Genomic DNA, 23,796 nt, shown 5'->3' with positions numbered 1-23,796 from the left:
GTTGGTCGTGTTTGCGAGCCACATGGTACGAGACGACCGGTCGTCCGGCCGCGCCCGGCTCACCCCCTCTGGACGCCCACCACAGTGGACGGCGGTGTGCGTTTCGTGGCCATTTTCCGGCTCCGGTAGACTCCGCCGACTGTGACGCCTGCCGAGCCCCGTGGCGACTCGCCAGCGGACGCCGACGCCCCGACGGGCTCCGCCTCCGTCACCACCGTGGCCCCGCCCGACCCCGCTCCCGGCGACGGCCGGCCGGCCGCCCGGCCGCGCCGACGCTGGACGCCCCGCCGGCAGGATCTCGCCATGTACGGCATCTTCCTGCTGGCCGCGCTCTGGGTGACCAGCCGGATCTGGGTCGACCCGGCCGGCCGGGTGGCCGCCCTCTACAGCAGCGACCCGGCGCAGGTGCAGTTCTTCCTCGCCCACTCCGTACGCGTCGTGCTGCACGGCGAGTTCCCGTTCTACACCGACCAGTTCAACTACCCGGACGGCGTCAACCTGATGGCGAACACCGCCATCCTGGCCCTCGGCATCCCGATGGTGCCGATCACCGTCCTGTTCGGACCGGCGGTCTCCTTCGTCACGCTGGTGACGCTCGGCCTCGCCGGCACGGCCGCCGCCTGGTACCGGGTGCTCTCCCGGCACGTGGTGCGTACCCGGCTGGCCGCCGCCGTGGGCGGCTGGTTCTGCGGGTTCTCACCGGCGATGCTGTCGCACGCCAACTGGCACCCCAACATCATCTCCCAGTTCCTGCTGCCGTTCATCGTCTGGCGGGTGCTGGTGCTGACCCGCTCCACCCGCCCGGTCCGCGACGGCGCGCTGCTCGCCCTGCTGGTCACCGCGCAGGCGTTCATCAACGAGGAGATCCTGCTCTTCACCGCGCTGGCCTGCGGTGTGTTCCTGCTGGCGGTGGTCGCGCAGCAGCGGGAGCGGTGGGCCACCGCGTGGCGTCCCCTGGGGACCGGGCTGGCGGTCTGCGCGGTGCTCGCCGGGTCGCTGCTGGCGTACCCGCTCTGGGTCCAGTTCGCCGGGCCGATGGCGTACCACGGGCTCAGCGACACGGTCCGCGACTACGGCAACGACATCGCCTCGTTCTTCGCCCCCGGCTCGCCCACACTGGGCGGCCACGAGCGGGCGAACGTCAACCTCGCCCCGAACTACTCGGAGGAGAACGCCTTCTTCGGCTGGAGCCTGTCCCTGCTGGCCGTCGGCATCGTGGTCTGGCTCCGCCGGGAGGTGATCGTCCGGGCGCTCGCGGTGACCGGGCTGTTCTTCGCGGTGCTCTCCCTCGGTGAGCGGGTGTCCTGGTGGGACCGGGAGCTGGTCACCGGCCCGTGGGAGCTGCTGGTCCGGCTGCCGCTGCTCGACGCGGTGGTGCCGACCCGGTTCGGCCTGATCACCACCGTGGTCATCGGGATCCTGCTGGCCCTCGCCGTGGAGCGGTCCTGGTCGCTGCGGACCGCCGAACGCCGGACCGTACGGACCCTGACGGTCGCCGGTCTGGTGCTGGCGCTGCTGCCCATCGCGCCGATGCCGTTGGAGGTCACCACCCGGCCGGAGGTGCCCCGGTTCATCACCGCCGACCGGTGGCGGCGGTACGTCGGCCCGGACCAGACGCTCGTGTCGGTGCCGGTGCCGAGCATGGGCAACACCAACGCGATGCGCTGGGCGGCCAGCACCGACCTGGCCTTCAAGATCCCCGGCGGGTACTTCCTCGCCCCACGCAACGGGGTCACCGGCGACCCGGGCCGCTTCGGCGGTCGGCCCAGCGGCATCGGCGACCTGCTCGCGGAGGTCGCCGCCACCGGGCGTACGCCGAAACTCGACGACCGGCAGCGCCGGCGCTTCCTGGACGAGCTGCGGCACTGGCGGGCCGCCGTCGTGGTGCTGCCGCTCGACCAGCCGAACGCCGACCCGCTGCGGCAAACCGTCGAGCAGCTGATCGGGCCGGCCCGGCAGGAGCTGGACGTGTGGTTGTGGGACGTCCGGACACTGACCAGCCGGTCGGCCTGACCGCCCCGCCGGACCCGCCGGCGGCCCGGTCGCGGCGTCGGCGCCTCCGCCTGGTCGACGCCCTCGTGGTCGCCGGCTATCTCGGCCTGGCCGTCCTGCTCACCGGCGACCAGTGGCGGCGGCCGGAGCGGCTGTTCCACCAGGCCGGCGACCAGATGCTCTTCGAGTGGATGCTGGCCCGGGCGGCGCGGGCGGTGACCGCGGGGGAGAACCCGCTGCACAGCACGGCGCTGAACGCCCCGGACGGGGTGAACCTGATGGCCAACACCTCGGTGCTCGGGCTGGGCCTGCCGCTCACCCCGATCACCCTGCTGTTCGGCTCCCAGGCGGCCTTCCTCGTCGCCGTGGTCGCCTGCCTCGCCGGCACCGCCACCGCCTGGTACGCGCTGCTGGCCCGCCGGCTGGTCCGGTCCCGGGCCGCCGCGGCACTGGGTGGGCTGTTCTGCGGGTTCGCGCCCGGCATGGTGTCGCAGGCCGGGGCGCACCTGCACATGGCCGCCCAGTTCCTGGTCCCGGTGATCCTCGCGCTGGTGTTCCGCCCGGCCACCGACCGGGTACGCCGGGACGGGGTGCTGCTCGGGCTGGCCGTCGCCTACCAGGTCTTCCTCGGCGAGGAGGTGCTGGTCTTCGTGGCGCTGGCCGCCGGGGTTGTCGCCGGGGCGTACGCGCTGGCCGACCGGGCGGCCGCGCGCCGGCTGGCGCCCGTGGTGCTGCGCCGGCTCGGGGTCGGCGCGCTGGTGGCGGGGGCCCTGCTGGCGTATCCGTTGTGGTTCCAGTTCCGCGGCCCGGGCCACTACGCGGGGATGCCGTTCTTCGCCCAGGGTTACCGGCTGGACGTCGCCTCGTTCACCGCGGGGGCCCGGCAGAGCGTGGCCGGGGACGATCGTCACTCGCGGCTGCTGGCGCCGAACCCCACCGAGCAGACCTCCTTCTTCGGGCCGTTCCTGCCGCTGCTCGCCCTGCTGGTGGTGGTCCGGCTGTGGCGGCGGCCGCTGGTCCGCGCCCTCGCCGTCTGCGGGCTGCTGTTCGCCCTGCTCTCCCTCGGTACCACGATCGTGGTGAACCGGCACGACACCGGGCTGCCCGGGCCGTACCGGCTGGTCGCCGGGGTGCCGCTGCTCGACCTGGTGGTGCCGGCCCGGTTCGCGCTGGTCTGCGTACCGGTGCTCGGGGTGCTGCTGGCCCTCGCGCTGGACCGGCTCCGCCACCGGTCGGCCCGGACCTGGGCGCCCTGGGCCGGGGCGGTCGCCGCCGCCCTGCTGCCGCTGGTCCCCACCCCGATCCGGACCGTGCCGGTGGTGCCGGTGCCGGCCTTCGTCGCCGACGGCGGCTGGCGGGCGTACGTCCCGCCGGGCCGGACGCTGGTGCCGGTGCCGCCGGTGACCGGTGCGGCGAAGAGCCCGGCCACCTTCTGGTCGGCCCGCACCGGGCTGGCGTTCCACGCGCCGGGAGGCTACTTCATCGGCCCCCGGAGCGCGGCCGACCCGACCGCGCGCTGGGGCGCCCCGGACCGCCCCACCTCCTTGCTGATGCGGCGGGCCGCCGAGACCGGTCAGGTGCCGCCGGTCGGCGCCGCCGAGCGCCGCCAGGCGGTCGCGGACCTGCGGCACTGGCGGGCGGCGGTGCTGGTGCAAGCCGGCTCGTTCCCGGGCGACCCGGTCCGGACCACGGTGGACGCCCTGGTCGGCCCGGGCCGCGACGTGGCCGGCGCGTACGTCTGGGACGTGCGCCCCCTGGTCGGCTGACTGGGCGCAGGGCGGGGTCGGTTCAGAGCCGGTCGCGGACGTCCCAGAGCCAGACGTCGTCGATCCGCTGCGGCGGCCCGAGCAGCGCGGTCATCAGGTCGCGCAGCACCGCCTCGCGCGGGTTCGCGCCGAGGACCACCACCGACGCCTTCCAGAAGCGCAGGTCCTCGACCGCCTGACGGCGGTGCTCCGCAGTGATCGCGGGGGCCTTGTTCGCGTCCATGGTGGCGTAGATGAGCGTGCTGGTCGGCCGGTTCGGCGCGCCGAAGACCCCCGCACCGTTCTCGTTGGGGCCGATGAAGTAGCCGGCGGGGATGGGGAACTCCTGCCCGGTCAGCGCGCTCCAGCGCAGGGTGGGCAGGCCGTGCACGTTGCTCGGGATCGGCACCGGGACCAGCGTCCGGCCGTCCGGCACGTACGGCCGCCAGCCGCCCGCGGTGATGAAGTGCGGCGGCGGGTCGATCCGCTCGGCCGGCAGCGGGCGCGGGAAGAGCGGCAGCAGGGCCGCCACGATCGCCGCGTACCCGATGCCGCGCAGCCAGCGGCGACGCGGGCCGGCGGCCGGCGGCGTCCCGGTGGCCGCCCCGGCGCGCGGCCTCGGCACCGGCGGGCGGCCGGCCCCGGCCAGGGCGTTCCAGGCCAGCGCGAGCAGCACGCCGACGGCGCCGGCCACCACCAGGGCCAGCCGGGTCGGCATCATCATCTCGACCAGCGGCAGGTCGTCCGGCAGGTACGCCCAGGGGCCGTCGACAGTGGTCTCGACCCCGTCGAAGCGCACCTTCGGGCCGATCGCGGCGACCGTGAAGACCACCATCAGCACGGCGAGGATCCGGGCCGGCAGCGAGCGGCGTACCAGCAGCACCAGGGCGACCAGGGCGACCAGTACCAGCGGCCAGCCGAACCAGGTGTTCTGCTCGGTCAGCCCGATGGTCTGCTCGACCGCCTCGTCACCGGCCACCGTGTCCCGGGCGAAGGTGACGAAGGCCATCAGGTCCTCGCCCCAGTTGTGGAAGACCCCGCCCTGCAGGCCCCGGTAGGACTGCGGCCCGTTGAACTGGAACCAGATCGGGTAGGCGGTCAGCAGCAGGGCCAGGCCGCCGCCCACGCCGAGCGCGGCGAGGAACGTCGCCGCCCGCTCGCGCGCCGCGCGTGGCCGCTGCACCGCGTACGCCACCACGATGACCAGGCAGGCCAGCGCGGTCAGCAGCAGCATCTCCTCGTTGATGAAGATCTGGTACGCCACCAGCAGCCCCAACGCGACGCCGTTGCGCAGCCGGCGGTCCGGCTCGTCGAGGCGCAGCACCCGGGCCACGATCAGCGGCAGCAGGAAGTTGGAGACGAAGTTCGGCTGCCCGTTGGCGTGGTGCACGATGCCGGGGGCGAAGCCGAGGAACACCCCGCCGACGAAGGCCGCCGCGCGGGAGCGGACCAGGTGCCGGGAGAGCGTCCAGTACGAGGTGGCCGCCGTCGCCGACAGGGCCGCGCCCAGGTAGAGCGCGTACATCACCTGCGGGCCGAGGAGCAGGGTGAGCGGCGCCAGCGGCAGGGTGACCCCGAGCAGCGAGGTGTTCGCCATCATGTTCACCCCGTCCGGGGCGTTCTGCCGGGCGGTGAAGAGCGGGTTCTCCAGGTGACGCACCGAGTAGGCGCCGTGCGCGAAGAGCCACTCGAACCAGCTGTGGTCCGTCGGCAGGTGCGAGGAGACCCGGTGCTGCACGTCCCCCCAGTAGTTGAGGCAGACGAGAACCCCGAGCAACGCATAGGCTCCGATGGCCAGCACGTCGGCGCGGGCCGGCCGGCGCCGCGGCCGGCGTGGCGGGACCGCCGCGACGGGCTCGACCGCGACGGGCGAGGGGTTCAGCGAGGGGTCTACCACCGGCACAGCCACGACGGGCCATCGTACAGGCGACCCGGCGTCACCCCGGCCGGCCGGTACGCCCGACGCTGGTGCGCCGGGCGGCTGCCCGGGAAGGGGTGATCGTGACGGTCATCGATCTGGGCGAACTCCGCCGTGACCCGGCGCCGGAACCGCCGCCTCGCCCGCCGCGCGCCGTCAGCCGGCCGTACCGGGTGCTGACCGTGCTGTTGGCCGTCCTGTGGGTGGTCGCCGGCGGAGTCCCGCGCCCGGAGCGCGCGGTGGCCATCGTGCCGGCCCGGCTCGGCGCGGACGTCTTCCTGGCGGCCGACCGCCTCTACGTCGTGGATCCGCTGGATCCGCAGCAGGGTACGGGGCGGCTGCTGGTGGCGTACCAGATCCCGGCGGAGGGGCCGCCCGCCGTCCTGTGGCGCACCTCGCTCCCGGCCGGCGGCGGCGACGTCTGGCTGCTGCAGCAGGGCGGGACGGTGCTGGTCAGCGGCCGCCAGGTGGGCGGCCCCGAGGGCGTGTTCCGGACGACCGCCCTCGACGCCGGCACCGGCCGGTCAGGCTGGCAGCAACCCGGGGCCAGCTACCCGGCGGGCGACGGCGTCCTCCTCCAGAACCTGGATGTTTCCGGCGAGGGCTCGCTCCGCCGGGTCGACGCGGCGTCCGGCCGGACACTGTGGTCGGTGCCCACCCCGCTGGACGGCCCCAACCTGCGCTTCGGCCCCGACGGCGTGGACCGGATCGTGCTGGCCGCGCCCTCCGGCGAGGTCGAGGTGCGCGACCCCGCCAGCGGTGCCCTGCTGGCCGCCCGCAACATCCGGCCCGGTCAGCTGCCGAGCTGGCAGCGGAACCAGATCGTCGGCGACCTGCTGCTGGTGATCAGTGACAACGGCGGCACGGTGACCGGCTACGGCCTGGATCGGCTGGACCAGCGCTGGACGGCCCGGCTCGCCCAGGTCGGCTACCTGACCGACTGCGGCGACCTGCTCTGCGCCTACCGGCAGACCGGGGGGATGTGGGTGCTCGACCCGGCGACCGGCGCCGTGCGATGGAGCAACCCGCGCTGGCAGGCGGTGCTGTGGGCGGAGCAGGGCCGGTTCCTGGTCGGCTCGGATGACCCTGGCGGGCCCCGGTTCGTGGTGGCCGACGCGGCGACCGGCCAGCCGGTCGCCGACCTCGGCAGTTGGGAACTGGCGAGCTGGCACGAACCGGGCGACCCGCTGATCGGCGTCCGGCCGGGTGGGGACGGGCGACTGCTCGTGGCCGAGCTGGACGTGGCGGCCGCCCGGGCGAGGGTGTTCGACGCGCTGCCCGGCGTGCTCGGCGACTGCCGGAACGGTCGGCGGGTGCTGGTCTGCCGGCGTAGCGCCGGTGGGTTCGGGGTGTGGCGGCTGCCCTGACGCGGCCCGCCGACGCCGCACCGGCCGGCGTCCGGCCGGTGGGGGTCACCAGTTGGCCTGGGCGGGTGCCGGCGGCAGCGGCACCGACGCCGGCCGGACCACATACGTGACGCCGCCGCTGCCCGCCTGCCAGGCCGCCTCGAACGCCGCTCGGGGCACCGTCCGGCGGACCCCCTCGTCGTCCGGGGCGTACGGGTCGTTGAGCACCGGGTCGCCGTCGGCGGTGAAGCCGACCAGCACCATCAGGTGCCCCCGGGTGTCGTAGTCCAGCCCGGGCACCTGCCCCGCCGCGAAGGCGGCCGACAGGATCAGCGGTACGCCGGCGGCGACGAACCGTTCCGCCTCGGCGAGGGAACGCAGCCGGGTGACGAAGGCGTCCACCCCGTGCAGCCCCGCGTACGCCGTGTTGAACGCCCAGTTCCCGGCCCCCGCGTACGCGTGGTCGTAGCAGTGCCGGGCGGCGTGCACCACCACCGGCCGCGGGCCGGGCGGGTCGACCCAGGCGTACCGGTCGGGGGCGGGCCCGGCGCCCCAGAAGTCCAGCACCATCGACGTGCAGGTGGGGCTGCACCAGGAGTCCCCACCACCGCCCCAGCGAATCTCCCCGCCGGCGTGCAGCCGCTGCGAGTAGCGGGGCACGTCCAGCACCCGCCCCCGGGCGCCGGTCGGCGGCGGTGCCGCAGCGTCCACCGACCCGGCCGTGGCCCTGCCGGAGGCGACCGCGCCGACCGTGCGCAGCACCGGGCCGGCCGGGGCGCCGGGGCGGCGGAACAGGCTGACCCGGACCTGCCAGCCGGTGACCACCGCGCCCGTGACCCGCAGGGTGTCCTCCGCCACCCGCGCGTCGTCGCCCGCCTGGCCGGGCACCGAGCTGCGGTGGATCGTCGCCTCGTCGGCCGCCCAGTCACCCAGCACGTACCAGCCGGTCGACGGGCCCGTCTCGGCCCAGCCGCGCAGCTCCACCCGCAGCCAGCAGCTCGGCGGGGTGTCCGCAGTCCATGACGGGACGATCTCGGCCGCCGGAAAACCCAGCCGGACCGGCGGGGACGCCCAGGTCGCCAGGTCGTAAGCGGCGGTGCTGCCGGTGTGCGGATCGGTGTGCTCGACCCGGCCGGCCGCCGGGCCGATCACCAGGCCGCCCGGGCCGGCGATCAGCCCGTCGGACGCCCCGCGGCCCAGTTCGTCCGGGAAGCGGAAGCGGTGGTACGCCACGTCCCGCCCGGTGGGCGTTCCGGTCATCGGCAGCTCCTTGTCGCCAGGTGCCGGGAAGCATGGCGTACGCGAAGGTTCTTTGCAACGGCGGCGCGGGATGCTGGTTTGGTGGCCGGCACTAGGTTGTCGGGAGGTCACGAGCTGGGAGGCCGGGGATGCGGGTACTGGTGGTCGAGGACGAGCGGAACCTCGCCGACGCGATCGCGCGCGGGTTGCGCAAGCGCGGGATGGCCGTCGACGTCGCCTACGACGGTTCCGCTGGGCACGAGGCCGCCTTCGTCACCCGGTACGACGTGGTGATCCTCGACCGGGACCTGCCCGGCGTGCACGGTGATCAGATCTGCGCCGACCTGGCCGCCTCCGGCACCCTGACCCGGGTGCTGATGCTGACCGCCAGCGGCACCGTCGCCGACAAGGTGGAGGGCCTGCAGCTCGGCGCCGACGACTACCTGCCCAAGCCGTTCGCCTTCGACGAACTGGTCGCCCGGGTGCAGGCGCTGGGCCGGCGGGCCACCCCGGCCGCCCCGCCGGTGCTGGCGGTCGCCGACCTGGTGCTCGACCCGGCCCGTCGGGTGGTCACCCGCGGCGGGGTGCCGGTCGACCTGACCAACAAGGAGTTCGGCGTGCTGGCCGAGCTGCTCAAGGCGCGCGGCGCGGTGGTCTCCAGCGAGGAACTGCTGGAACGGGTCTGGGACGCGAACACGGACCCGTTCACCACCATCGTCCGGGTCACCGTGATGACGCTGCGCAAGAAGCTCGGCGACCCGCCCCTGATCGAGACGGTGGTCGGCGCCGGCTACCGCACCGCCGAGGTCGCCGCGTGAGCGCGAGGAGTGAGCCGGTTTTGCGAGCCCCGCAGTCGCGAACTGAGGAGGCACTGTGAGCGGCGGCCTGCGTCCCACGCTGCGGCTGCGGCTCACCCTGCTCAACGGGGTGCTGCTCGTCGGCGCCGGGGCGATCCTGGTGGTGCTGGCCTGGCTGCTGGTCCGCGACGCGCTGCGCCCCACCGACGAGCTGCGGCCCGGCACCACGGTGGTGCTCGCCGACGGCCGCACCCTGGACGCCGGGCAGTGGCAGCATGATCTGGTCGGCGCCGCCTCGACGGAGCTGCTGGTCAAGGGCCTGCTGGCGCTGCTGGTGATCAGCGTGGTCGGGGTCGCCGGGGCGTATCTGGTGGCCGGCCGGGCGCTGCGCCCGCTGCACCAGGTGACCGCCACCGCCCGGCGGCTCGGCGAGGCCACCCTGGACCAGCGGATCGGCTGGTCCGGCGCGGATGACGAGGTCGCCGAGCTGGCCCGGACCTTTGACGCCATGCTGGACCGGATCGCCGCGGCGTTCGAGGCGCAGAAACGGTTCGTCGCCAACGCCTCGCACGAGCTGCGTACCCCGCTGGCGGTGATGCGGACCGAGATCGACGTGACGCTCAGCGACGACGAGGCGGATCGGGCCGAGTACCGGCGGATGGCCACCGTGGTCCGGGACGCCTCGGAGCGAGCCAACGGCCTGGTCGACGCGCTGCTGGTGCTGGCCCGCAGCGAGGCCCAGACGGGCCGCCGGCTGGCCCGGCGAGCCGAGTGCGACCTGGCCGCCGGCACCGCCAACGCGCTGTCCGCGATGTCCGGCGAGGTGGAGCGGATCGGGCTGAAGGTGCACACCGCGCTGCGCCCTGCCCCGGTGGTCGGCGACCCGGGGCTGCTCGACCGGCTCGCCGGCAACCTCGTGGAGAACGCGGTCCGCTACAACCACCTGCACGGGCGACTCTGGGTGCGTACCGGCACCGACGGGCAGCGGTCCTGGCTGGTGGTGGGCAACACCGGCTTCGAGGTCGCCCCGGCGGACGTGCCGGGGCTGTTCGAGCCGTTCCGGCGGGGCGGCCAGGAGCGCACCGGCGCCCGTGGCTCCGGTCTGGGGCTCTCCATCGTCCGGGCGGTGTGCGACGCGCACGGCGGCACGGTGACGGCGGTGGCCCAGCCGGGCGGCGGCCTGGAGGTGACCGTCACGCTGCCGTCCGCCGACGCCCCGGCCGCCACCTGACCGGCCGCCGCCGGGCGTCCGGCCGTCCGGCTCGGCCCCGCAGCTCAAAGGCCGGGCCGGCGGCGGGTTTGTGCGGACGGCCGGGGCGGTGACATGATGCTGCGCGTCAGCTCGAAATGCGGAAGGGGGTGTGGTCGATGTCCACCGTGAAGACTCCCGCGCCCCGCAGCCGCCGCTGACGTCATCGACTCCGCGGGGCGCACTCCGACCTGGAGGTAGCACCGTGAGTGCACAGATCCACTGCGTCACCGTCGAGACCGACGACCCGTACGCCCTGGCGAGCTGGTGGGCGGAGGTGCTCGACCGGAAGCTGCACGACGACGACCACCCGGGCGACACCGAGGCGGTGCTCGTCGCGCCCGACGGGCACGGCCCCGACCTGCTCTTCGTATCGGTCGGGGAGCGGCATGGCAAGGGCGCGTTCCACCTCGACCTGCATCCGGCCGAGGGCACCCGGGACGCCGAGGTCGAGCGGCTGCTCGGCGTCGGGGCCACCCTGGTCGCCGACCGGCGCCGGCCGGACGGCACCGGCTGGGTGGTGCTCGCCGACCCGGAGGGCAACGAGTTCTGCGTCTGCCGCAGCCCCGCCGAGCGGGCCGCGTCCGCCTGACCCGGAAACGGGACCGGGCCCCCGCCACGGCGGGGGCCCGGTCACCGGTCTGGCAGGCGATCAGTTCTTGTGCTCGATCTCGCCCCGCATGGCGACGAACTCGGACTGCAGCGCGGACGCGGGCTTGAAGTACATGACGATCATGCCGACGCTGCCCCGGTCGGCCCAGACGCAGACCCCGACCGGGTCGCCGTCGATCTTGCCGTCACCGCACTTGGCGTCGCCGCCCAGCGGACCGGCGTCCACCGTCTTGAACTCGGTCACCCCGAGTTCGCTGCCGAGGCCCGTGGTGGCGTCCTCCAGCTCCTTCTTCGGGTCGGCCATCACGCCGGAGGCGCCGGCGATCATGACCAGATCCTGCTTCGTGGGATCGCCGTAGAAGGCGCCGACGGTGCTGGTGGCGTCCGGCACGTCCTTCTTGATCTCCGCTTCCATCTCCGTGGCGGCGGCCTGGAGCTGCGGGTTGTCCACCTTCGCCCGGCCGCCGAGCGTCTCCGGAGCCGACACCCGGGTCTTGGTGGCGTCGACCACCTCGCCCACGGTGTCCTTCGCGGCGAAGTAGATGGCGGCACCACCACCCACGCAGAGCACCACCACGACGGCCAGGACGATCAGCACGATCTTGCCGGCCTTCGACTTCTTCTTCGGCGGCACCTCGGGGCCGCCGAAGCTGGGCTGGCCGGTCTCCACGTACCCGCCGTACTGCGGGGCAGGCTGCTGCGGCGCCTCCGGGTGGCCGCCGTACTGGGGGCCGGGCTGCTGCGGAGCCGGCGGGTAGCCGCCACCGTATTGGGGCTGCTGCTGCGGCGGGTAGCCACCGCCGTGCTGCTGGCCGGGCTGCTGCGGCGGAGGGTATGAACCGGGGTACGGACTGGACGGCGGCTGGGACATGTTGGTCAGCTCCTAAGAAATCTGGACGCGTGATGGTAGCGAGCCCGACCGACAGACTGTTGACCGACAGGTGTGGACGTGACGAAACCGGAACCGGGTCGTGACCGGCCCCGCCGCACCGCCGATGCGGCCGCGAGCGCGGGGTGACCGGGCGGTGACGGACCGGGTGCACCCGAGCTGCCGGCATCGTCCGCCCGGTGGCGCAGGCGGCGAGCGGTGCCGGTCCGGGTCCCGGAAACGACGAACGCGGTGGCCGGACCGTCCGCGAGGGACGGTCGGCCACCGCGATCGCGGGGGAGCGGCGGTGGTCAGGCGGGCAGGCTGGCCACCCCGCGCGGCAGGAACCGCTGGCCGGTGACCCGCTCGGAGGTGCCGGTCCGGTCCAGGTACGGCGTGACGCCGCCCAGGTGGAACGGCCAGCCGGCACCGAGGATCATGCACAGGTCGATGTCCTGCGCCTCGGCGACGACACCCTCGTCGAGCATCAGCCGGATCTCCTGCGCCAGCGCGTCGAGCGCGTGCTGCCGGACCTGCTCGGCGGTCAACGGCTGGTCGCCGACCACGAGCAGCTTGACGACCTCCTCGTTGACCTGGTCGTCGACCACGATCGGCTGGCCGGAGTCGGCGATTCGCTTGAGGTTCTCGCTGACCCCGAACCGGTCCGGGAAGGCGGCGTGCAGGATGCCGCCCACGTGGTGCGCCACGGCCGGGCCGACCAGCTGGAGCAGGGCGAGCGGGCGCATCGGCAGGCCCAGCGGGTCCAGCGCGCTGTTCGCCACGTCCAGCGGGGTGCCCTGGTCGACGGCGGCGAACACGGTGCCGAGGAAGCGGGTCAGCAGCCGGTTGACGACGAACGCCGGAGCGTCCTTGACCAGCACGCTCGACTTCTTCAGCTGCTTGCCGACCGCGAACGCGGTGGCCAGGGTGGCGTCGTCGGTCCGCTCGCCCCGGACGATCTCCAGCAGCGGCAGCACGGCGACCGGGTTGAAGAAGTGGAAGCCGACCACCCGCTCCGGGTGCTCCAGGTCCTCGGCCATCGCGGTGACCGACAGCGAACTCGTGTTGGTGGCGAGCACCGCCTCCGGCTTGACGATCTTCTCCAGCTCGGCCCAGACCTGCTTCTTGACGTTCAGGTCCTCGAAGACCGCCTCGATGACCAAGTCGGCCTCGGCGAAGACGGACTTGTCGACCGAGCCGCTGACCAGGCCGTACAGCTTGGCGGCGGTGCCCTTGTCCATCCGGCCCTTGCTGACGGCCTTCTCGATCTGGGTGTGCACGTAGCCGACGCCCTTGTCCACCCGGGCCTGGTCCAGGTCGGTCAGGACGACCGGCACCTGCAGGCGGCGGGCGAACAGCAGGGCGAGCTGGCTGGCCATCAGGCCGGCGCCGACGATGCCCACCTTGGTGACCGGGCGGGCCAGTCCCTTGTCCGGCGCGCCGGCGGGCCGCTTGGCCCGCCGCTGCACCAGGTCGAAGGCGTACAGGCCGCTGCGCAGCTCCTCGGAGAAGATCAGGTCCGCCAGGGCCTCGTCCTCGGCGGCGGTGCCGGCGGCGAAGTCGGCGTCCTTCGCGGTCTCCAGCAGGTCCAGCGCCCGGTACGCGGCCGGGACCGCGCCGTGCAGCCGCTGGTCGAGGGTCTGCCGGGCGAAGTAGAGCACCCCCGCCCACATGTCCTTGTCGACCTCGGGCCGGGTCACGGTGACCTCGCCTTTGACCACGCCGGCGGCCCACTCCAGGGACCGCTCGAGGAAGTCGGCCGGCTCCAGCAGCACGTCCGCGATGCCCATCTCCGCGGCCTGCTTCGGCTTGAGCATCTTGTTCTGCATCAGCGGGTTCTGCAGGATCACCTGGGTGGCGGCCGGGATGCCGATCAGGTTCGGCAGCAGCTGGGTGCCGCCCCAGCCGGGGACCAGTCCGAGCGAGACCTCGGGCAGCGCGAGGGCCGCCGCGCCCGCCGAGAGCGTCCGGTAGTGGCAGTGCAGGGCCAGCTCCAGGCCGCCGCCCATCGCCGCGCCGTTGACGAAGGCGAAGGTCGGGATCTGGCTGTCCTTGAGCCGGGCGAAGACCCGGTGGCCGAGCCGGCCGATCTCCAGGGCCTGCTCGCGGTTCGCCAGCAGCGGCAGACCGGTGATGTCCGCGCCCACGCAGAAGATGTACGGCTTGCCGGTGACCGCGACGAACGCCGGGTTCGCCGCGAGGGCCGTGGTGATCGCCTCGTCCAGGCTGGTCAGTCCGCCCGGCCCGAAGGTGTTCGGCTTGGTGTGGTCGAGGCCGTTGTCCAGGGTGATCAGGGCGGCGGGCCGGTCGAGCCCCGGTACGTTCACCTGGCGGAGCAGCGCCCTGGTGACCACCTCGTTCGGTGCGGCTAGCGTGCTCACTTGTCTCCACCCTCCCGCTGAACCGGCTTGCCGGACTCCGTCCAGTGCGGGTTCTCCCAGATGACGGTGCCGCCCATGCCGATGCCGATGCACATGGCGGTGAGGCCGTAGCGGACCTCGGGGTGCTCGGCGAACTGCCGGGCGAGCTGGGTCATCAGCCGTACGCCGGAGGAGGCGAGCGGGTGACCGACGGCGATCGCGCCGCCCCACGGGTTGACCCGCGGGTCGTCGTCGGCGATGCCGAAGTGGTCGAGGAAGGCGAGCACCTGCACGGCGAACGCCTCGTTCAGCTCGAACAGGCCGATGTCGTCGATGCTGAGGCCGGCGATGCGCAGCGCCTTCTCGGTCGAGGGGATCGGGCCGACCCCCATCACCTCGGGCTCGACGCCGACGAAGCCGTACGACACCAGCCGCATGGCGATCGGCAGGCCCAGCTCGCGGGCGGTCTCCTCGGCGACGACCAGCGCGGCGGTGGCGCCGTCGTTCAGGCCGGCCGCGTTGCCGGCGGTGACCTTGCCGTACGGGCGGAACGGGGTCTTCAGGCCGGCGAGCTTCTCCAGCGAGGTGTCCCGGGGCGCCTCGTCCACGGTCGCCAGGCCCCAGCCGGTCTCCGGGTCGCGCACCGCGACCGGCACCAGGTCGCCCTGGAGCTTGCCGTTGGCGTACGCCTTGGCGGTCTTCTGCTGGGAGGCGAGCGCGAACGCGTCGGTGCGCTCCTTGGTGATGTGCGGGACCCGGTCGTGCAGGTTCTCCGCGGTGGCGCCCATGACCAGGGCGGACGGGTCGACCAGCTTTTCCGCGATGATCCGCGGGTTGGGGTCGACGCCCTCACCCATCGGGTGGCGGCCCATGTGCTCGACGCCGCCGGCGATGGCGACGTCGTATGCGCCCATCGCGATGCCGCTGGCGACGGTGGTGACGGCGGTCATCGCCCCGGCGCACATCCGGTCGATGGCGAAGCCGGGCACCGTTTTCGGCAGACCGGCCAGCAGGGCGGCGGTGCGGCCGATGGTCAGGCCCTGGTCGCCGATCTGGGTGGTCGCGGCGATGGCGACCTCCTCGACCCGCTCCGGCGGCAGCTGCGGGTTGCGCCGCATCAGCTCCCGGATGCAGCGGATCACCAGGTCGTCGGCGCGGGTGTTGGCGTACATGCCACCCGCCTTGCCGAACGGGGTGCGGACGCCGTCGACGAAGACGACGTCGCGAACTTCACGGGGCACTTGGAGCCTCCTTTTCGACCACAATTCGGCCTCCGCGCGCCGACCGGCGGCGCCACGGGCTGAATGAAGGTCGCCGGCGCTGGCGTTTCCCCGGATGCTACTCGCCAGTAACCAACGCCGACACCACCCCCCGTGTGGCCAACCCCACACCCCGCCCGCGACGCCGCGCTTCGTCGATCATGAGGTTGACGGCGATGTGGATCTCCAAAAATGCCGCCAACCTCATGATCAACGCGAGATCAGGGGGTCGTGAGGGCCTGGGAGAGGGCGGGGAGGAGGAGGGTGAGCTGCCATTCCCGGGCGCCGAAGCCGCGGAGAGTCTCCGCCACGGTCTCGTCGGTGATCTCCTCCGGTGGCTGCCAGGCGAGCCGGCGGACGTAGTCCGGTGCGATCAGGTTCTCGGGCGGCAGGTTGTGCTCACCGGCGATGCGTAGCACCACCTCCCGGCAGCGGGCCAGCCGGCCGGCCGCCACCGGATCCCGCTCGGCCCAGCGGTGCGGCGGGGGCGGCCCCTCCACCACCGGGGTCACCGGCAGCGCGTTGTCCGGCAGCTGCCGGGCGTCGTCCAGGGCCGCCAGCCAGGTCCGGGCGAGCCGGCGTACCGAGCGGCCGCCGAAGCCGGGGAGAGTGAGCAGCGTCTTCTCGTCCTTCGGGTCCAGCTCGGCGGCGGCCACGATCGCCGAGTCGGGCAGCACCCGCCCCGGGGCGGCGTCCCGCCGCGCGGCGATCTGGTCGCGGGCGTACCAGAGGGAACGGACCCGGGCCTGCGCGCGGGCGCCGCGTACCCGGTGGATGCCCGAGGTGCGGCGCCACGGCTCGGCCCGGACCCGGGGCGGCCGGGCGCCGTTGCGGACCAGGGCGGCGAACTCCTCCGCCGCCCACTCCGACTTGCCCTGCCGGCGCAGCTCCTCGTCGAGGGCGTCGCGCAGGTCGACCAGCATCTCCACGTCCAGCGCCGCATAGGTGAGCCAGGACTCCGGCAGCGGCCGGCTGGACCAGTCCGCCGCCGAGTGGTGCTTCTCCAGCGTGTAGCCGAGCAGCTGCTCGGTCAGCGCGGCGAGGCCGACCCGCTCGAACCCGGCCAGCCGGGCGGCCAACTCGGTGTCGAACAGCCGGCGCGGGCGCAGCCCCAGTTCGCCGAGGCAGGCGAGGTCCTGGCTGGCGGCGTGCAGCACCCACTCGGCCTCGGCGATCACCGCGTCCAGGGCGGAGAGGTCGGGCAGCGGCAACGGGTCGATCAGCGCCGTGCCCGAGCCGGCCCGGCGCAGCTGCACCAGGTAGGCCCGCTGGCTGTAGCGGTATCCGGAGGCACGCTCGGCGTCCAGGGCCACCGGGCCGATGCCCGCCGCGAAGCGGGCCACGACCTCCTCGAGCTCGCTCGGCATGGCCACCGGCGCGGGGGTGCCCTCGCGCGGGGCGGTCAGCGGCACGGGCCCGCCGGCGGTGGGTTCGGTCCCCGCGTCCGTTGGCTCCGACCCGGCCGACGACGGACGCGGTGCTGCCTCTCCCGTACGGCTTTCGGCGGCCCGACGGCGCAGGGGTGGTTCGTCGGTCACCTGACAACCCTAGTGCGCGCGCCCGACGCGGTGTGCGCAGCCGGTCCGGCGCGTGTCGGCGCGATGACCGCCGGGTGTCGGGGCAGGTCGGCTTGCGCGCCCGTGGCAGGGTCGGACAACAGGGGAGACAAACCCCGTTCGCGCAGGTACGGTCCATCGAGCCGCAGCCGGGGTGTCGAGGGGCCGTCGGGCGGTGTCGGGCGGGGCGTTCACGGGGGAGGACGAGCGATCATGACGGCTGCGTACGGCGGTGCCGGGGTGCCGGGGCCGGGCCCCGACGAGACGGCCGACCAGGCACGCGGCGAGAGCGTCCGGCCGGGGCCCCTGCCGCCGCGGATGATCCCACCGGTCGCGCCCGGTCAGCCGGCGCCGTTGGGCGCGCCCGCCGGTTTCCCGGCCGCGCCCACCGGTGGCGTTCCCGCCCCCGAGCAGCCCGCCGGTGCGCCGGGCCAGCCGGCCGTACCCGCACCCCGAGCCACCTGGCCGGCGGCGCCGAACAGCGGCCAGTGGGGCCCGGGCGGTGCCTCGGCCGCCCCGCGCCCGCAGGACGGATGGCCGCCGGCCCAGCCGGGCAGCGCGCCCGGGCAGCCGGTCGGCGCCGAGCCGACCGTCCCCGGCGGCTTCGCCGCCCAGCCCACCACCGCGCCCGCCCAGCCCACCACCGCGCCCGCTCAACCGGCGTCGGCGTTCGCCCCGCCGACGCCCGTTCCGTTGCAGCCGGTCCCGGGGCCGGCGTTCGCAGGGCAGCCGGCCCCGGCGCCCACCCACCCCGGACAGCCGATCTCCACGCCGGCCCACCCGGCTCAGCCGACCACCGCACCGGTCCACCCGGCTTCCGCACCCGCCCACCCGGGGCAGCCGGTCGCCGGGCCGACCTACCCAGGGCAGCCGATCTCGGGACCGGCCTACCCGGGCCAGCCCACCGCCGGGTCGGCCCTGCCGGGGCAGTCCGCCCCGGGGCCGGTGTACCCGGGGGGAGCCGCGGGCGGGACCGGCCGCGGGCGTCGGCTGCCGGTGGTGGCGCTCGTGCTGGCCGGCATGCTGGCGGTGGTCGCGGGGGTGCAGGCGTACCAGATCCACCGGCTGGACGGCCGGCTCGCCGCCACCGACCGGCGGTTGGCCGACGCCCAGGGCGCGGACGGCAGCCGGCTGGACGGGCTGGAGAAGCGGGCGGAGGCCCTGGAGAAGCAGGCCGGTTCCGCCTTCAACCCGGAGGCCGTGGCGAGTGCCGTGCTGCCCAGCGTGTTCCGGGTCAGCGCCGGCCAGTTCACCGGGACCGCCTTCGCGATCGGCAAGCCGCCGTCCGGCGGCGGCACCATGCTGCTCACCAACTTCCACGTGGTGGAGTCGGTCTACGACGGCGGCGGCCGGAAGGTGTTCCTGGAGCGGACCGGCCAGCGCTTCGAGGCCACCATCGTCAAGGTCGACAAGGACAAGGACCTCGCCCAGCTGCGCAGCACGGCCCGGTTCACCGGCCTGGTCGCGGCCCGTACGCCGGTCAAGTCCGGGCAGCAGATCGTGGTGGTGGGCGCCCCGCTGGGCCTGCAGGACAGCGTGACCACCGGGGTGGTGAGCGCGTTCCGCCCGGACGAGGGCGGCTCCGGCCCGGTGATCCAGTTCGACGCGCCGATCAACCCCGGCAACTCCGGCGGGCCGGTGATCAACGGGTCCAAGGAGGTGGTCGGCATCGCCACCGCCAAGGCCCGGGACGCCGAGGGCATCGGCCTCGCGGTGCCGATCAAGACCGCCTGCGACACGTTCACGCTCTGCTGACCGGCCCGCACCCGGTCGCCGTTGACCGCATCCGTCGACGCCTGGCCCCGAGCACGTCGACGCGCAGACCACGGCCCTTCGGGCCACCCCACGGGGACCAGCACACTTGGAGGTACGTCATGTCCCAGCCACCGACCGGAGCGGCGGGCTGCCCGCCCCAGCCGCCGGGCGGCACCGGGTACGGCAGCCCGTACGGCGGCCAGCCCGCGCCCCAGCAGTACCCGGCCGGCCAGCCCGACCCCACCCTGCCCCAACCCGTCGCCCCGGCGCCCGCCCCGCCGGTCCCCGGGCAGTACGCGCCCGGCGCCGCCCCGGTCCCCGGCCAGTACCCGCCGAGCGCCCCGGTCCCCGGGCAGTACCCGCCGAGCGCCGCCCCGATCCCTGGCCAGTACGCGTCGGGCGCCGCCCCGGTCTCCGCGCCCGGTTACCCGCAGCCGATGTCGGCGCCGCCGATGTCCGCCCCGCCCGTGTCCGGGCCGGGTTTCGGGACGCAGCCTATGTCGGCCCCGCCGGGTGCGGTCCCGCCGTACGGGGCGCCGGCGGCGCCCGCCGGCAAGGGGCGGAGCACGCTGATCCTCGCCCTGGTGGCCGGGCTGCTGTTCGTGCTCGGTGGCGTGATGACCGGCCTCTACGTCACCACCAACGGGAAGCTGCACCGCACGGAGCAGCAGGTCAGCCAGCGGGACGGCACCATCGCGGCGAACCGGCAGGAGATCGACAAGCTCAAGGCCGACCTGCAGACGGTCCGGGACAAGCTCGCCGACACCGAGCAGAACCTGACCGGCACCAAGAACGACCGGGACGAGCAGGCCCGGCAGAAGAAGGTCATCGCCACCTGCCTGGACAAGCTGACCACCGCCATCGCGGCGGCGTCGGCCGGCAACAAGGCCGCCTTCGACAAGGCCAACAAGGGCCTGGACAAGGTCTGCGACGAGGCCGAGAACTACCTCTGACGGGTATCGCGCGGGCCGCTCCGGGCACCCGGGGTGGCCCGTCGCCGGTTTTCCGCCGCTCAGGCGGCGCCGGCGGGGCGGCGGGACGGCAGGGCCGTCACCCCGGGCGGTGGCAGCCCGGCCGTCGAGGCCAGCAGGGCGCACCAGCCGAGCAGGTGCGGGGACAGGTCGACGCCGAGCGGGGTCCAGGAGGCCCGGATCTCGATGTCCCCGGCGGCGGGCGGCCCGGCCAGCTCGCCGAACCGGGTGGAGAGGGTCTGGGTGACCGTGCCGCCGATGGCCCGGTGCCGGGCGTCCTGCGCGTCCAGCGCGTCGGTCAGCCAGGTCCAGCCCACCCCCGGCAGCAGCGGGTCGCTGGCCAGGTCCACCTCCAGCTCCGCGGTCACGTACGTGACCAGCCGCAGGGTGCCCTGCCACGCCTCGTGCCCGGCCGGGTCGTGCAGCAGGATCAGCCGCCCGGTGGCCACCTCGTCGTCGTTGCGCATGACCGCGGCGGAGAGCGCGAACGCGTACGGGGCCAGGCGCTGCGGGGCGCCGACCTCCTCCAGCACGATCTCCGGGCGGGGGGTCACCGATCGCAACCCCGCGACCGCGCGGGCGAAGGTTTCCGGGAGCGCGATCGGGGGGGCCATGCGGGCAGCCTATGCCGCCGCCCGCCGGTAGGGCGGGACGGCGCGCCGAGCGGCGGGCCGCGATCATGCGGGGAGGAATCCTGCCGGCCGGGGCCTTCCGGCGCCGGGGGCGTCAACCAGGGCCTTCCGTTCACGTCACAAAAGGTGACGGTGGCGGCGGGGGCCGCCCGCACGCGTGGCACGATTGCCGCGATGACCACCGACACCACGGGCACCGCCGCCCGAGACGGACAATCCCGCCGTGGCGGGCCGGCCGATTCGCCCTTCGTCCGGGCCTGCCGGCGGGAGCCGGCCCCGCACACCCCGGTCTGGTTCATGCGACAGGCCGGCCGGTCGCTGCCGGAATACCGGGAGATCCGGGCCAACGTGCCGATGCTGGAGTCGTGCCGCCGTCCGGAGCTGGTCACCGAGATCACCCTTCAGCCGGCCCGCCGGCACGGGGTCGACGCGGCGATCCTGTTCAGTGACATCGTGGTCCCGGTGGCCGCCGCCGGGATCGACCTGGACATCGTGGCCGGCACCGGGCCGGTGGTGGCCGAGCCGGTCCGCGCTGCCGGCGACGTCGAGCGGATCCGGCCGATCACCCGCGACGACGTGTCCTACGTGGACGAGGCGGTCCGGCTGCTCGTCGCCGAGCTGGGGGACACCCCGCTGATCGGTTTCGCCGGTGCCCCGTTCACCCTGGCCAGCTACCTGGTCGAGGGCGGGCCGTCGCGGACCCACGCGAAGACCAAGGCGCTGATGTACGGCGACCCGGACCTCTGGCACGCCCTGTGCGCCCGGCTGGCCGAGGTCACGCTGTCGTTCCTGCGGGTCCAGGTCGACGCCGGGGTGTCCGCGGTGCAGCTCTTCGACTCGTGGGCCGGCGCGCTGTCCGAGGCCGACTACCGCCGCTACGTGCTGCCGCACTCGACCCACGTGCTCACCGGCCTGGCCGACGCCGGCGTGCCCCGGATCCACTTCGGGGTCGGCACCGCCGAGCTGCTGGGCGCGATGGGCGAGGCCGGCGTCGACGTGGTCGGCGTGGATTGGCGTACCCCGCTGGACGTGGCGACCCGCCGGATCGGCCCGGACAAGGCCGTGCAGGGCAACCTCGACCCGTGTGTGCTGCTCGCCCCGTGGCCGGTGGTGGAGGCCGAGGTGCGCCGGATCCTGGACGAGGGGCGGGCCGCCCCCGCTCACGTGTTCAACCTCGGGCACGGCGTCCTGCCGGAGACGGACCCGGACGTGCTGACCCGGGTGGTCGCGCTGGTGCACGAGCTCAGCGCGCGGCCGGCCGAGTAGGGAGGGACCATGGCGCGACCGTGGCGGGTGGCGATCGTCGGTGGCGGCGTCACCGGGCTGGCCGCCGCCGTCCGGTTGCGCGACCGCGCCCCCGCCGGCACCGAGGTCACCGTGTACGAGCAGTCCGGCCTCCTCGGGGGCAAGCTGCGCACCGGCGAACTGGCCGGGCAGCCCGTCGAGTTCGGCGCCGAGTCGTTCCTGATGCGTGACCCGGCCGGCGGGGAATCGGCCGCGGTGACCCTGGTCCGCCGGCTCGGCCTGGCCGACTCGATCGTGCACCCGACCGTCGGGCAGGCGGCGCTGGTCGTCGACGGCGGGCTGCGGCCGGTTCCCGGCGGCACCCTGGTCGGCGTACCCGGTGATCTGGAGAAGGTGGCGGCGGTGGCGCGGCCGGCGGCGGACGCCGACCGGGACGCCGGCCGCCCGCTGCTCGGCCCGGACGCCGACATGGCGGTCGGCGCGCTGGTCCGGGAGCGGTTCGGCGACGAGGTGGTGGACCGGCTGGTCGACCCGATGCTCGGCGGCGTCTACGCGGGCCGGGCCGACGGCCTTTCCCTGGTCACCACCATGCCGGCGCTGGCCCGCGCGGCCCGGGTCGAGCACACCCTGGTCGGCGCGGTCCGGGCCGCGCAGGCGGCCGCGCCGCGCACCCCCGGCGCGCCGGTCTTCGGCACCCTGGCCGGCGGGCTGAGCACCCTGGTCGCGGCGGCGGCGCGGTGCAGCGGCGCGACGATCCGCCGGGACGCGGCGGTCCGCGAGCTGCACCGGACATCGACAGGGTGGCAGCTCACCGTCCGCCAGCCTGACGACGGCTCCACGTCGCGGCGCGGCGGCAGACGCGCCGAGCTGGAGTTGTCGGAAGTCGAGGCCGATGCCGTGCTGCTGGCCGTGCCGGCCCGCCCGGCCGCCCGGCTGCTCGCCGGCCCGGCGCCCGAGGTGGCCGCCACCGTCGGCGGGCTCGACTACGCCAGCGTCGCGCTGGTCACCCTGGCCCTGCCCGCGCCGGAGCTGCCGGAGCTCTCCGGCTTCCTGGCGCCGGCCACCGAGGGGCTGCTGATTAAGGCGGCCACGTTCTTCACCACGAAGTGGGGCCACCTGCGCCGGGCCGACGGGCTCGCCCTGCTGCGCGCCTCGGTCGGCCGGTATGGGGAGGAGACGTCGCTCCAGCTCACCGACGACGACCTGGTCGCCACCGTGCACCGGGAGCTGTCCAAGGTGCTGGGCGCCCCGCTGCCCGCCCCGGTCGCCCGGCATGTGCAGCGGTGGGGCGGGGCCCTGCCGCAGTACACCCCCGGCCACGGCGCGCGGGTGGCGGCGGTCCGGGCGCGGCTGCGCGCCGCTCACCCGACGCTGGCCCTGGCCGGGGCCGGCTACGACGGCGTCGGCATTCCGGTCTGCGTCCGCTCCGGCGAGGCGGCGGCCGAAGAGATCATCACAGCACTGGGAGGATCGGCAGCATGACCGAGCAGACCAACGCGGCCCGGCTGCGGGAGCTCAACGAGACCATCCGCTACACCATGTGGTCGGTGTACCGGGCCACCAGCCCGCTCCCGTCGCTGCGCGAGAACGTCGTCGACGAGGTCGAGTCCCTCTTCACCGAGCTGGCCGGCAAGGACGTGACCATCCGGGGCACGTACGACGTGGCCGGCCTGCGCGCTGACGCCGACCTGCTGATCTGGTGGCACTCCTCGTCCAGCGACGCGCTCCAGGACGCGTACCTGCGGTTCCGCCGGACCACGCTGGGCCGGGCGCTCACCCCGGTCTGGTCGCAGATGGCGCTGCACCGGCCGGCCGAGTTCAACAAGAGCCACATCCCGGCGTTCCTGGCCGGCGAGGAGGCCCGGGCCTACCTCTGCGTCTACCCGTTCGTCCGCTCGTACGAGTGGTACCTGCTGCCGGACGCCGAGCGGCGCGAGATGCTGGCCGAGCACGGCCGGATGGCCCGCGGCTACCCGGACGTGCGGGCCAACACGGTGGCCTCGTTCGCCCTCGGCGACTACGAGTGGATGCTCGCCTTCGAGGCCGACGAGCTGCATCGGATCGTCGACCTGATGCGGGACCTGCGGGGCTCCCGGGCCCGGCGGCACGTGCGGGAGGAGATCCCCTTCTACACCGGTCGTCGCCGGTCCATCGCCGACATCGTCACCTGCCTGGTCTGACGCTTGGTCGTCGGCGGACGCGGCAACTTCGGGGAAGGTGCCACGTCTGCCGCGGCTGAGGCAGCACCTTCC

Annotated in this window: 18 protein-coding genes; 11 read left to right on the top strand and 7 right to left on the bottom strand. The window is 74.6% G+C overall.

All coding sequences use genetic code 11. The annotated features are described in order from the left end of the window. Positions 1 to 141 precede the first annotated feature (141 nt). Entirely contained in the window at positions 142 to 2,013 is a 1,872-nt protein-coding gene (locus tag ACGF4F_RS21190) for a hypothetical protein (protein WP_393079431.1), read from the top strand. Further along, the gene (locus tag ACGF4F_RS21185; protein ID WP_393079428.1) at positions 1,971 to 3,758 is read left to right on the top strand and encodes a hypothetical protein; all 1,788 of its coding nucleotides are present in this window, start codon (positions 1,971 to 1,973) and stop codon (positions 3,756 to 3,758) included. The genes ACGF4F_RS21190 and ACGF4F_RS21185 overlap by 43 nt, the downstream gene beginning before the upstream one ends. Positions 3,759 to 3,780: 22 nt before the next feature. Here the strand turns inward: ACGF4F_RS21185 and ACGF4F_RS21180 are convergent, their stop codons facing one another. Continuing rightward, positions 3,781 to 5,619 (bottom strand): hypothetical protein, encoded by a 1,839-nt coding sequence (locus ACGF4F_RS21180; protein WP_393079827.1) that lies wholly within the window; start codon positions 5,617 to 5,619, stop codon positions 3,781 to 3,783. Positions 5,620 to 5,738: 119 nt separating this feature from the next. On the opposite strand from ACGF4F_RS21180, the gene ACGF4F_RS21175 reads away from it, so the two are divergent. Further along, the gene (locus ACGF4F_RS21175) at positions 5,739 to 7,022 is read left to right on the top strand and encodes a PQQ-binding-like beta-propeller repeat protein (RefSeq protein WP_393079425.1); all 1,284 of its coding nucleotides are present in this window, start codon (positions 5,739 to 5,741) and stop codon (positions 7,020 to 7,022) included. Positions 7,023 to 7,067: 45 nt separating this feature from the next. Here ACGF4F_RS21175 and ACGF4F_RS21170 read toward each other — a convergent pair whose 3' ends face one another. Continuing rightward, positions 7,068 to 8,261, bottom strand: a complete 1,194-nt coding sequence (locus ACGF4F_RS21170; protein WP_393079422.1) for a peptidase C39 family protein — start codon at positions 8,259 to 8,261, stop codon at positions 7,068 to 7,070. Between the two features lie 128 nt (positions 8,262 to 8,389). Between ACGF4F_RS21170 and ACGF4F_RS21165 the strand changes: the two genes are divergently transcribed. The 3 genes from ACGF4F_RS21165 (at position 8,390) to ACGF4F_RS21155 (ending at position 10,878) form a co-directional block, all read left to right on the top strand. Next, a complete protein-coding gene (locus ACGF4F_RS21165; RefSeq protein WP_357433322.1) occupies positions 8,390 to 9,058 on the top strand; it encodes a response regulator transcription factor in 669 nt (222 codons plus the stop codon). A gap of 67 nt (positions 9,059 to 9,125) precedes the next feature. Continuing rightward, positions 9,126 to 10,268, top strand: coding sequence for a sensor histidine kinase (locus ACGF4F_RS21160; RefSeq protein ID WP_393079824.1), 1,143 nt, complete (start codon positions 9,126 to 9,128; stop codon positions 10,266 to 10,268). Positions 10,269 to 10,491: 223 nt separating this feature from the next. After that, a complete protein-coding gene (locus tag ACGF4F_RS21155) occupies positions 10,492 to 10,878 on the top strand; it encodes a VOC family protein (protein ID WP_393079419.1) in 387 nt (128 codons plus the stop codon). Between the two features lie 60 nt (positions 10,879 to 10,938). Here ACGF4F_RS21155 and ACGF4F_RS21150 read toward each other — a convergent pair whose 3' ends face one another. From ACGF4F_RS21150 to ACGF4F_RS21135, 4 genes are all read right to left on the bottom strand, one after another. Continuing rightward, the gene (locus ACGF4F_RS21150; RefSeq protein ID WP_357433316.1) at positions 10,939 to 11,769 is read right to left on the bottom strand and encodes a hypothetical protein; all 831 of its coding nucleotides are present in this window, start codon (positions 11,767 to 11,769) and stop codon (positions 10,939 to 10,941) included. Positions 11,770 to 12,077: 308 nt separating this feature from the next. Continuing rightward, complete coding sequence (locus ACGF4F_RS21145; protein ID WP_393079416.1) at positions 12,078 to 14,147, bottom strand: 3-hydroxyacyl-CoA dehydrogenase NAD-binding domain-containing protein; 2,070 nt, start codon at positions 14,145 to 14,147, stop codon at positions 12,078 to 12,080. After that, complete coding sequence (locus tag ACGF4F_RS21140) at positions 14,144 to 15,367, bottom strand: thiolase family protein (RefSeq protein WP_393079413.1); 1,224 nt, start codon at positions 15,365 to 15,367, stop codon at positions 14,144 to 14,146. Before ACGF4F_RS21140 ends, ACGF4F_RS21145 begins: the two co-directional genes overlap by 4 nt. 239 nt (positions 15,368 to 15,606) lie before the next feature. After that, complete coding sequence (locus ACGF4F_RS21135) at positions 15,607 to 16,923, bottom strand: HRDC domain-containing protein (RefSeq protein ID WP_357433310.1); 1,317 nt, start codon at positions 16,921 to 16,923, stop codon at positions 15,607 to 15,609. A gap of 711 nt (positions 16,924 to 17,634) precedes the next feature. Between ACGF4F_RS21135 and ACGF4F_RS21130 the strand changes: the two genes are divergently transcribed. Both ACGF4F_RS21130 and ACGF4F_RS21125 read left to right on the top strand, forming a co-directional pair. After that, a complete protein-coding gene (locus ACGF4F_RS21130; RefSeq protein ID WP_393079821.1) occupies positions 17,635 to 18,696 on the top strand; it encodes a trypsin-like peptidase domain-containing protein in 1,062 nt (353 codons plus the stop codon). A gap of 119 nt (positions 18,697 to 18,815) precedes the next feature. Continuing rightward, a complete protein-coding gene (locus ACGF4F_RS21125) occupies positions 18,816 to 19,649 on the top strand; it encodes a hypothetical protein (RefSeq protein WP_393079410.1) in 834 nt (277 codons plus the stop codon). 59 nt (positions 19,650 to 19,708) lie between these two features. Here the strand turns inward: ACGF4F_RS21125 and ACGF4F_RS21120 are convergent, their stop codons facing one another. Further along, a complete protein-coding gene (locus ACGF4F_RS21120; protein ID WP_393079407.1) occupies positions 19,709 to 20,281 on the bottom strand; it encodes a DUF3000 domain-containing protein in 573 nt (190 codons plus the stop codon). 192 nt (positions 20,282 to 20,473) lie between these two features. Here ACGF4F_RS21120 and hemE point away from each other — a divergent pair, with 192 nt between their 5' ends. The 3 genes from hemE to hemQ are packed head-to-tail and all read left to right on the top strand — an operon-like array spanning position 20,474 to position 23,724. Further along, a complete protein-coding gene (gene hemE / locus ACGF4F_RS21115; RefSeq protein ID WP_393079404.1) occupies positions 20,474 to 21,565 on the top strand; it encodes a uroporphyrinogen decarboxylase in 1,092 nt (363 codons plus the stop codon). A gap of 9 nt (positions 21,566 to 21,574) precedes the next feature. Then, entirely contained in the window at positions 21,575 to 23,026 is a 1,452-nt protein-coding gene (gene hemG, locus ACGF4F_RS21110; RefSeq protein ID WP_393079401.1) for a protoporphyrinogen oxidase, read from the top strand. Beyond that, a complete protein-coding gene (gene hemQ / locus ACGF4F_RS21105) occupies positions 23,023 to 23,724 on the top strand; it encodes a hydrogen peroxide-dependent heme synthase (protein ID WP_357433298.1) in 702 nt (233 codons plus the stop codon). The genes hemG and hemQ overlap by 4 nt, the downstream gene beginning before the upstream one ends. Positions 23,725 to 23,796: the final 72 nt, after the last annotated feature.

This window comes from Micromonospora sp. NPDC047740, assembly GCF_043204735.1.
Lineage (GTDB): Bacteria > Actinomycetota > Actinomycetes > Mycobacteriales > Micromonosporaceae > Micromonospora.
This window is presented reverse-complemented; position numbering and strand designations above follow the sequence as displayed.